The sequence below is a fragment of the uncultured Polaribacter sp. genome (assembly GCF_947500975.1).
In the GTDB taxonomy this organism is placed as follows: domain Bacteria; phylum Bacteroidota; class Bacteroidia; order Flavobacteriales; family Flavobacteriaceae; genus Polaribacter.
Genome location: NZ_CANMUE010000005.1, coordinates 169437 through 179477, shown reverse-complemented (window position 1 = coordinate 179477; position 10041 = coordinate 169437). Strand labels below are relative to the sequence as shown.

General features: G+C 32.8%; 10 protein-coding genes and 5 tRNA genes. All 15 read right to left on the bottom strand.

Annotated features, from left to right (window positions below):
• Window positions 1–11: 11 nt before the first annotated feature.
• The 15 genes from rpoB to Q0733_RS07580 all read right to left on the bottom strand — a co-directional run bounded on the left by rpoB (window position 12) and on the right by Q0733_RS07580 (window position 9978).
• Window positions 12–3821 (bottom strand): DNA-directed RNA polymerase subunit beta, encoded by a 3810-nt coding sequence (rpoB, locus tag Q0733_RS07650; protein ID WP_298780895.1) that lies wholly within the window; start codon window positions 3819–3821, stop codon window positions 12–14.
• A 147-nt stretch (window positions 3822–3968) separates the two neighbouring features.
• Window positions 3969–4343, bottom strand: coding sequence for a 50S ribosomal protein L7/L12 (gene rplL, locus Q0733_RS07645; RefSeq protein ID WP_298780893.1), 375 nt, complete (start codon window positions 4341–4343; stop codon window positions 3969–3971).
• A 47-nt stretch (window positions 4344–4390) separates the two neighbouring features.
• Window positions 4391–4906 (bottom strand): 50S ribosomal protein L10, encoded by a 516-nt coding sequence (rplJ, locus tag Q0733_RS07640; RefSeq protein ID WP_298780891.1) that lies wholly within the window; start codon window positions 4904–4906, stop codon window positions 4391–4393.
• Window positions 4907–4923: 17 nt separating this feature from the next.
• Window positions 4924–5613 carry a 50S ribosomal protein L1 gene (gene rplA / locus Q0733_RS07635; protein ID WP_298780888.1) on the bottom strand — a complete coding sequence of 230 codons (690 nt, stop codon included), beginning with the start codon at window positions 5611–5613 and terminating at the stop codon, window positions 4924–4926.
• 20 nt (window positions 5614–5633) lie between these two features.
• Window positions 5634–6071, bottom strand: a complete 438-nt coding sequence (gene rplK / locus Q0733_RS07630) for a 50S ribosomal protein L11 (RefSeq protein WP_298780885.1) — start codon at window positions 6069–6071, stop codon at window positions 5634–5636.
• A gap of 71 nt (window positions 6072–6142) precedes the next feature.
• The gene (nusG, locus tag Q0733_RS07625; protein ID WP_298780881.1) at window positions 6143–6691 is read right to left on the bottom strand and encodes a transcription termination/antitermination protein NusG; all 549 of its coding nucleotides are present in this window, start codon (window positions 6689–6691) and stop codon (window positions 6143–6145) included.
• 5 nt (window positions 6692–6696) lie between these two features.
• Complete coding sequence (secE, locus tag Q0733_RS07620) at window positions 6697–6885, bottom strand: preprotein translocase subunit SecE (protein WP_298780879.1); 189 nt, start codon at window positions 6883–6885, stop codon at window positions 6697–6699.
• 21 nt (window positions 6886–6906) lie between these two features.
• Window positions 6907–6978: transfer RNA gene (locus Q0733_RS07615), tRNA-Trp, on the bottom strand.
• A gap of 78 nt (window positions 6979–7056) precedes the next feature.
• Window positions 7057–8244, bottom strand: a complete 1188-nt coding sequence (gene tuf / locus Q0733_RS07610; RefSeq protein ID WP_298780877.1) for an elongation factor Tu — start codon at window positions 8242–8244, stop codon at window positions 7057–7059.
• 63 nt (window positions 8245–8307) lie between these two features.
• A tRNA-Thr gene (locus Q0733_RS07605) sits at window positions 8308–8380 on the bottom strand.
• A 17-nt stretch (window positions 8381–8397) separates the two neighbouring features.
• Window positions 8398–8470 (bottom strand) — tRNA-Gly (locus tag Q0733_RS07600).
• A 14-nt stretch (window positions 8471–8484) separates the two neighbouring features.
• Window positions 8485–8566, bottom strand: a tRNA-Tyr gene (locus tag Q0733_RS07595).
• A gap of 38 nt (window positions 8567–8604) precedes the next feature.
• Window positions 8605–8678 (bottom strand) — tRNA-Thr (locus Q0733_RS07590).
• 101 nt (window positions 8679–8779) lie between these two features.
• Window positions 8780–9088, bottom strand: coding sequence for a ribosome-associated translation inhibitor RaiA (raiA, locus tag Q0733_RS07585; protein WP_298780875.1), 309 nt, complete (start codon window positions 9086–9088; stop codon window positions 8780–8782).
• The gene (locus tag Q0733_RS07580; protein WP_298780874.1) at window positions 9085–9978 is read right to left on the bottom strand and encodes a tyrosine-type recombinase/integrase; all 894 of its coding nucleotides are present in this window, start codon (window positions 9976–9978) and stop codon (window positions 9085–9087) included. Before Q0733_RS07580 ends, raiA begins: the two co-directional genes overlap by 4 nt.
• Window positions 9979–10041 lie beyond the last annotated feature (63 nt).

The following is a 10041-nucleotide window of genomic DNA, read 5'->3' as shown; positions in this document are numbered from 1 at the left end:
ACTGAAAAAATTTATTCTTCTAATCTAACGTCTAAACCTAAACCTTTAAGTTCATGCATTAATACATTAAACGATTCTGGTAAACCTGGTTCTGGCATAGTTTCACCTTTAACAATACTTTCGTATGTTTTAGCTCTACCCATAACGTCATCAGATTTTACAGTTAAGATTTCTCTTAATATACTTGATGCTCCATAAGCCTCAAGTGCCCAAACTTCCATCTCTCCAAAACGCTGACCACCAAACTGTGCTTTACCACCTAATGGTTGTTGTGTAATTAATGAGTATGGTCCAATAGAACGCGCGTGCATTTTGTCTTCAATCATGTGTCCTAACTTAATCATATAAATGATACCAACTGTTGCTGGTTGATCGAAACGTTTACCTGTTCCACCATCATATAAATGAGTATGTCCAAATCTTGGTACACCTGCCTCATCAGTAATTCCATTAATCTGATCTAAAGATGCTCCATCAAAAATTGGTGTAGCATATTTAGTTCCTAATTTTTGACCTGCCCAACCAAGTACAGTTTCATAAATTTGACCAATATTCATACGAGAAGGTACACCTAATGGGTTTAGTACAATATCTACAGGAGTTCCGTCTTCTAAGAAAGGCATATCTTCTGCTCTTACAATACGAGCAACAATACCTTTATTACCATGACGACCTGCCATTTTATCACCTACTTTTAACTTACGCTTTTTGGCAATATAAACTTTAGCTAGTTTTAAAATTCCTGCTGGTAATTCATCTCCAACCGAAATTGTAAACTTCTCTCTTCTTAAATTACCTTGTAAATCGTTTACTTTAATTTTATAGTTATGAACTAGTTCACCTACTAAACTATTTAAATCGTTATCTGTAGTCCAATTTCCTGTTAAGTGAACATAATCATCAACAGAGTTTAACATTTTAAGTGTGTATTTTTTACCTTTTGGTAAAACTTCTTCACCTAAATCATTATAAACACCTTGTGATGTTTTACCACTGATAAGTGTAAATAACTTATCGATTAAAATATCTTTTAAACTTTCAAATTTACCAACAAAAGATGCTTCTAAAGTAGCTACAGCTTCTTTATCTCTTAATCTCTTGTTTTTATCTTTTACGGCTCTTCTAAATAATTTTTTATCAATTACTACACCTCTTAATGATGGAGAAGCTTTTAATGATGCATCTTTTACATCACCTGCTTTATCACCAAAAATAGCTCTTAATAATTTTTCTTCTGGAGTTGGATCAGATTCTCCTTTTGGTGTAATTTTACCAATTAAGATATCACCAGGATTTACTTCTGCTCCAATTCTTATCATTCCATTTTCATCTAAATCTTTGGTAGCTTCTTCAGATACGTTTGGAATATCATTAGTTAACTCTTCAGTTCCTAATTTAGTATCTCTTACGTCTAAAGAATACTCATCAATATGAATAGAAGTAAATATATCTTCACGAACAACTTTTTCTGAAATTACAATCGCATCCTCAAAGTTATACCCTTTCCAAGGCATAAAGGCTACTTTCATATTTCTACCTAAAGCTAATTCTCCTTTTTGTGTAGCATAACCTTCACAAAGAACTTGACCTTCAGAAACTCTATCTCCTTTTTCAACAATTGGTTTTAGGTTAATAGATGTACCTTGATTTGTTTTTCTAAACTTTATTAAATTATAAGAAATTTCATCAGATTCAAAACTAACTAATTGTTCTTGTTCAGTTTTATCATACTTAATTGTAATCTTATTTGCATCTACATATTCAACAACACCATTTCCTTCTGCATTGATTAAAATTCTAGAATCTTTTGCAACTCTTCGCTCTAAACCTGTTCCAACAATTGGAGACTCTGGGCGTAATAATGGAACTGCTTGACGCATCATATTAGATCCCATTAATGCACGGTTGGCATCATCATGTTCTAAGAACGGAATTAAAGATGCAGATATAGAAGCAATTTGATTTGGAGCAACATCCATATAATTAATCGCATCTGGATTAACTACTGGAAAATCTCCTTCCTCACGTGCAATAACTCTATCTAAAACAATAGCACCATTCTCTTTTAATTCTAAATTAGATTGAGCAATTTTCATACCCTCTTCTTCTTCAGCACTTAAATAAATAGGCTTGTCATTTGCAACTACACCATTATCTACTTTTCTATAAGGTGTTTCAATAAAACCTAAATTATTCACTTTTGCAAAAACAGCAAGTGAAGAAATTAAACCAATATTTGGTCCCTCAGGAGTTTCAATTGGACATAAACGACCATAATGAGTATAGTGAACATCACGTACCTCAAAACCTGCTCTTTCTCTTGATAAACCACCAGGTCCAAGTGCAGATAATCTACGCTTATGAGTAATCTCTGCTAATGGATTTGTTTGATCCATAAACTGAGATAACTGGTTTGTACCAAAGAATGAGTTAATAACTGATGATAATGTTTTTGCATTAATTAAATCAATTGGTGTAAACACCTCATTATCACGCACGTTCATACGCTCACGAATTGTTCTAGCCATACGAGCTAAACCAACACCAAATTGTCCTGCTAACTGTTCACCAACAGTTCTAACACGTCTATTTGATAAGTGATCAATATCATCTACTTCTGCTTTTGAATTAATTAATTCAATTAAATATTTAATGATAGTAATAATATCTAATTTCGTTAATACCTTCTGATCTATAGGCTCATTTAGTTGAAGTTTAGTGTTCATTCTAAAACGTCCAACTTCGCCTAAATTATATCTTTGTTCAGAAAAGAATAACTTATCTATAATACCTCTTGCAGTTTCCTCATCTGGCGGTTCTGCATTACGTAATTGTCTATAAATATGTTCTACAGCTTCTTTTTCAGAATTTGTAGGATCTTTCTGTAATGTATTATGTATAATAGCATAGTCTGCCATATGGTTATCTTCTTTATGAAGTAAAACCGTTTTAGCACCTGCTTCTATAATTTCATCTATATGTTCTTTTTCTAAAATTGTATCACGATCGAAAATAATTTCATTTCTTTCAATTGATACAACTTCTCCAGTATCTTCATCAACGAAATCTTCATGCCAAGTTTTTAAAACTCTAGCTGCTAATTTTCGTCCTAATACTTTTTTTAATCCAGCTTTAGACACTTTAACTTCTTCTGCTAAATCAAAAATTTCTAATATATCTTTATCTCTTTCAAAACCTATGGCTCTAAATAAAGTAGTTACTGGTAATTTTTTCTTTCTATCAATATAAGCATACATTACTTGATTGATATCAGTTGCAAACTCAATCCAAGAACCTTTAAAAGGAATTACCCTTGCAGAGTATAATTTTGTACCATTGGCATGAAAAGATTGTCCAAAGAAAACCCCCGGAGATCTGTGTAATTGAGATACTACAACTCTTTCTGCTCCATTGATTACAAATGTTCCAGAATTTGTCATATAAGGTATAGTACCTAAATAAACGTCTTGTACTATAGTTTCAAAATCTTCATGTTCAGGATCTGTACAGTATAATTTTAAACGTGCTTTTAATGGCACACTATGTGTAAGACCTCTTTCAATACATTCTTGAATGCTGTATCTTGGTGGATCTACAAAGTAGTCTAAAAATTCTAATACAAATTGATTTCTTGTATCTGTTATTGGAAAATTATCCATGAAGGTTTTATATAAACCTTCTTCACCTCTTTCTTCTGCTTTCGTTTGAAGTTGGAAAAAATCTTGGAAAGATTTTACCTGAATATCCAAAAAGTCTGGATACTCTTTTATTAATTGAGATGTTGCGAAGTTAATTCTTTCAGTGGTGTTTTTCGTTGCCAAAAGAGAATGTATTTTTGATTAAAATCTTAATTAAAATAAATAACTAATATATACACAAAATGGTTTAGGACTAAAAAAATAATTTTTTAGTACCTAAACCTATATTTGTTTTCCCGTTTCGAAAAAAATCGAAATCGGGAGCAAGAATTACTTAAGCTCTACTTCAGCACCTGCTTCTTCTAAAGATTTTTTAAGACCTTCAGCCTCATCTTTAGATACTCCTTCTTTTACTGCTGCTGGCGCGCTATCAACGATACCTTTAGCTTCTTTTAAACCTAAACCAGTTAATTCTTTAACTAATTTTACAACTGCTAATTTAGAACCTCCTGCTGCTGTTAAGATAACATCAAATTCAGTTTGTTCATCAGCTGCCGCATCTCCTCCTGCTGCTGGACCTGCTACAGCTACAGCTGCTGCTGCTGGCTCAATACCATATTCATCTTTTAAGATAGTAGCTAATTCATTAACTTCTTTTACTGTTAAGTTAACTAATTGTTCTGCGAAATCTTTTAAATCTGCCATTTTACTTGTTTTTAATTTTGTTTATTATAGTTTATTTGTGCGCGTAATTATTTTTCAGATAAAGTCTTAATAATACCTGAAAGTGTTTGACCACCTGATTGTAATGCTGAAATAACATTTTTAGCTGGTGATTGTAATAATCCAATGATATCCCCAATTAATTCTTCTCTAGATTTAATATCTACTAAAGCATCTAATTGTTCATCTCCAATATATACAGATTCTTCTGCAAAAGCACCTTTTAATAATGGCTTTTGAGATTTTTTTCTGAATTCTTTGATTAATTTTGCTGGAGCATTTGCTGCTTCAGAAATCATCATAGAAGTATTACCTTTTAATGTTGTTGGAAGATCACCAAAATCTTTGTCTGATGCTTCCATTGCTTTCGCAAGTAACGTGTTTTTAACAACTGATAACTGAATACCTGCTTTAAAACAAGCTCTACGTAAATTAGAGGTTGTATCTGCATTTAATCCAGATATATCAGCTAAATATAAAGTATTTGTATCTGCTAATGTTGCTGTTAAATCTTGTATTACTTGTGATTTCTCTTCTCTAGTCATAATTATAATTTAACGTATTAAACAGCTTTTACTTCAACAGCAATACTAGGACTCATTGTACTAGACATAAAAACGCTTTTTACATACGTTCCTTTTGCAGTTGTAGGTTTTAATTTAATAATTGTTTGTATTAACTCGTTTGCATTTTCTTCAATTTTTTTAGCATCAAAAGATACTTTTCCAATTGAAGCGTGGATGATTCCTGTTTTATCAACTTTAAAATCAATTTTACCAGCTTTTACATCCTGTACAGCTTTTGCAACATCCATTGTTACAGTACCTGTCTTTGGGTTTGGCATTAAACCTCTAGGACCTAAAACTCTACCTAAAGGACCTAATTTACCCATTACACTTGGCATTGTAATAATTACATCTACATCTGTCCATCCTCCTTTAATTTTTTGAAGGTACTCATCTAATCCAACATAATCAGCACCTGCTGCTGTAGCTTCTGCTTCTTTATCTGGAGTTACTAATGCTAAAACTTTTACATCTTTACCAGTTCCGTGAGGTAATGTTACTACACCTCTAACCATTTGATTAGCTTTACGTGGATCTACTCCTAAACGTATTGCTAAATCTACTGATGCATCAAACTTTACATTGGTAATGTCTTTGACTAGCGATGAAGCTGATGCTAAATCATACGATTGAGAACGATCTAACTTCGCGTGAGCTTCTTTTTGCTTTTTTGTTAATTTTGCCATTTTACTACTTTTTATAAAGTTTATGCTGGTGCATCACCTTTTACTGTTAATCCCATAGAACGTGCTGTACCTGCAATCATACGCATTGCTGAAGAAATTTCAAAGGCATTTAAATCTACCATTTTATCTTCTGCAATTACTTTAATTTGATCCCAAGTAACTGATGCTACTTTTTTCCTGTTTGGTTCTCCTGAACCTTTTTTAATTTTGGCCGCTTCTAGTAACTGAACTGCTGCAGGAGGAGTTTTTACAACAAAGTCGAAAGACTTGTCTTTGAAAACAGTAATAACAACAGGTAAAACTTTACCTTGTTTGTCTTGCGTTCTTGCATTAAACTGTTTACAGAACTCCATAATGTTAACACCAGCAGCTCCTAAAGCGGGTCCAACCGGCGGCGATGGATTCGCTGCGCCTCCCCTTACTTGTAACTTAACTACTTTACTAACTTCTTTTGCCATTTTAAAAATGTTTAATGATTTATTTTAAGTTGGAAGCCAAAAAATAAATCGGTATATATATTTGGTAACAATTATATTTTTTCTACTTGCATATAACTTAACTCTAGTGGTGTTTTTCTTCCGAATATTTTCACCATTACTTCAAGTTTACGCTTTTCTTCATTAACTTTTTCTATAGTTCCGTCAAATCCATTAAAAGGACCATCTACAACCTTTACAGTTTCACCTATATTAAAAGGAATTGACACATTTTCTTCTTGTACAGAAAGCTCATCAACCTTACCTAACATTCTGTTTACTTCAGACTTACGCATTGGTACTGGTTCACCTCCTTTAGTTTCTCCTAAAAAACCAATTACTCCAGTTATTGATTTTATAACATGAGGCACCTCTCCTGAAAGATTTGCTTCAACCATAATATAACCAGGAAAGTAAACTTTTTCTCTATTTACTTTTTTACCGTTTCTAATTTGAACAACCTTTTCAGTTGGTACTATTACTTGGCTAACATAATCAGATAAACCTACTCTAGAAATTTCTGTTTCTATATAGGCCTTCACTTTATTTTCTTGCCCACCAATTGCTCTTACAACATACCATTTCATTACTGAATCAGCCATAATCTTTAAAATAATTTAAAAAAGTTATCTAATCCAGTTTGAAAAACGTAGTCAATACCTGCAACTGATAAAGCAAATATAATTGTAAAAACCGCCACAGTTACCGTAGTTTTTTGCGCATCTTCTTTAGAGATCCATGTCATATGGTTATTTAACTCTTCAAAAGAATCCTTTATATATTGTATAAAATTCATCTTACTATTATATTTAATTTGCACGGACGGAGAGATTCGAACTCCCGACACCTGGTTTTGGAGACCAGTGCTCTACCGCTGAACTACGTCCGTTTCTTATTCATTGATAAAGGCGTTCCGTTAAAAACGGAACACCCTTATTATATTATTAATTAAAAAACTAATTAAATATTAGTCTAATAATTCAGTTACCTGACCTGCACCTACTGTTCTACCTCCTTCACGGATTGCAAAACGTAAACCTACGTTTAATGCAATAGCTTGAATTAAGTCTACAGTAATTGTTAAGTTATCTCCTGGCATTACCATTTCAACTCCTGAAGGTAAGTTAATAGTACCTGTTACATCTGTAGTTCTAACATAGAACTGAGGACGATAGTTGTTATGGAATGGTGTATGACGACCACCTTCTTCTTTCTTAAGAATATAAACCTCTGCTTTAAATTTAGCATGTGGAGTTACTGAACCTGGCTTACAGATTACCATACCTCTTTTTATATCTTCTTTTGCAATACCTCTTAATAAGATACCTGCATTATCTCCAGCCTCACCTCTATCTAAGATTTGACGGAACATTTCGATACCTGTAATAGTAGAAGTCATTTTTTCAGCTCCCATACCAATAATATCAACAACATCTCCAGTATTTGCAATTCCAGTTTCGATACGTCCAGTTGCTACTGTACCACGACCTGTAATAGAAAACACATCCTCAACTGGCATTAAGAAATCTTTATCAACCTCTCTTAACGGCTCTTCAATCCATGCATCAACCTGCTCCATCAATTCTAAAACAGTATTAACCCACTTTTCTTCACCATTTAAAGCTCCCAAAGCAGAACCTGAAACCACAGGACCATTATCTCCATCATACTCATAGAAAGATAACAACTCTCTAACCTCCATATCCACTAATTCTAAAAGCTCTTCATCATCAACCATATCCACTTTGTTTAAGAAAACAACGATACGTGGAATACCTACCTGACGACCTAATAAGATATGCTCTCTAGTTTGTGGCATAGGACCATCCGTAGCCGCAACTACTAAAATAGCACCATCCATTTGAGCAGCACCTGTAACCATGTTCTTCACATAATCCGCGTGACCAGGACAGTCAACATGCGCATAGTGACGATTAGCAGTCTGATACTCTACATGAGAAGTATTAATTGTAATACCTCTTTCTTTTTCTTCTGGTGCATTATCAATCTGATCAAAAGATCTAGCTTCAGAGAATCCTGCATCAGCTAATACTTTAGTAATAGCCGCAGTTAAAGTTGTTTTACCGTGATCTACGTGTCCGATAGTACCAATATTTAAGTGTGGTTTCGAACGGTCAAAAGTTCCTTTTGCCATAATTATTGATTTTAATTCTTAGTTTAAATATATTTAGTGTCTAATTTAATACTTTTTTAAATGAGCCAATGATGGGATTTGAACCCATGACCTCATCCCTACCAAGGATGCGCTCTACCAACTGAGCTACACCGGCTTGGTTGATTTAATTTGAGCGAAAGACCGGGTTCGAACCGGCGACATTCAGCTTGGAAGGCTGACGCTCTACCAACTGAGCTACTTTCGCAATATGTGATTTTGTGGGGAGAGCAGGATTCGAACCTGCGAAGACATAGTCAACGGAGTTACAGTCCGTCCTCGTTGGCCGCTTGAGTATCTCCCCTGTAAAATCACTATTTTAATGAACTTTTGTTTTTTTTGAGCCGATGGAGGGACTCGAACCCACGACCTGCTGATTACAAATCAGCTGCTCTAGCCAGCTGAGCTACATCGGCTTTTTGTTGCAAAAAAAACAACCCGCTATTTCTAACGGATTGCAAATGTATAAAGTTTTTTTTTATTCTAAAACATTTTACAATTATTTTTTTATTTTTTTTTATGAAATTAATGAATCTCTATGTTTTTCCTTAGATTTTTTTAACTGTCTTTTCAAAGATTCTACTGCAGAATTAACCCCTTCTTCAAAAACCCTACTATCTCTCTTAACAATTAACTCTTGTCCAGGGATATTCATTTTTATTTCTGTAATCTTATTTTCTTTATCACTTGTGTTCTGTACTTTTAAAAAAACCTCTGCATCTACAATTTTGTCATGAAATTTTACAAGTGCACCTACTTTTTTTTCTACAAATGCTATTAAATCTTTATCTGCATTAAAATTTACTGACTGGATGAATACTTTCATAAATCATTCTTTTTTTTAGCGCTCCTAGGGTGAGCCTGGTTATACACTTTTTTTATCGCATCTAAACTATTATGGGTATAGACTTGAGTTGAGGCTAAACTAGAATGCCCTAGCAATTCTTTAACCGAATTTAAATCTGCTCCTTCATTTAAAAGATGTGTTGCAAAAGAATGCCTTAATATATGTGGACTCTTTTTTACCTTCGAAGAAACGTTACTAAAATACGAATTTATAATTCGGTAAACAAGTGTTTCGTAAATTTTGTTTCCTTTTTCTGTAACAAAAAAAGCATCACTTGTACTTAAAATATCCATCTTTAATTTCTGATACTTATTAATCGTTTCAATTACAGATGGTAAGATAGGCACAAACCGTTCTTTATTTCTTTTTCCTAAAACTTTTATGGCTTTATTAGCAACTCTAACATCACTTTCTTTAATATTAATTAACTCAGCTCTTCGCATTCCAGTTGAATAAAATAATTCTACAATTAGTTTATTTCGTACTGATTTAAAATTGTTTTCTGCAAATGAATTAATTACATTATTTATTTCTTTAGACGTAAACGGAACTTGTACTTTTTTTTCAACTTTTAAAGCCCTATGTTTTGCTAACGGATTTAAATCTAATTGTTTTGTTTTTTGAAGATATTTATAAAATGATTTTAAAGAGCTAATTTTTCTATTGATACTTTTGTTTGATATTCCTAAATCTACCAAACTAATAATCCAACTTCTTATTTGATTGTAATGTATTTCTAATAAGTTTTCTTCATTAAATTCTGTAAGACAAAAATCTCTAAAAGAAATTAAATCGTTTTTATAAGCTGTAATGGTATGTACAGAATACTTTTTCTCAAGAGATAAATAATCTAAAAATGAAGCTATCAAGTTGTTCGTTATTCGTTGTTTGTAAATTTACAAAATTTAGCGCATAAAAAATCTCGTATTGAA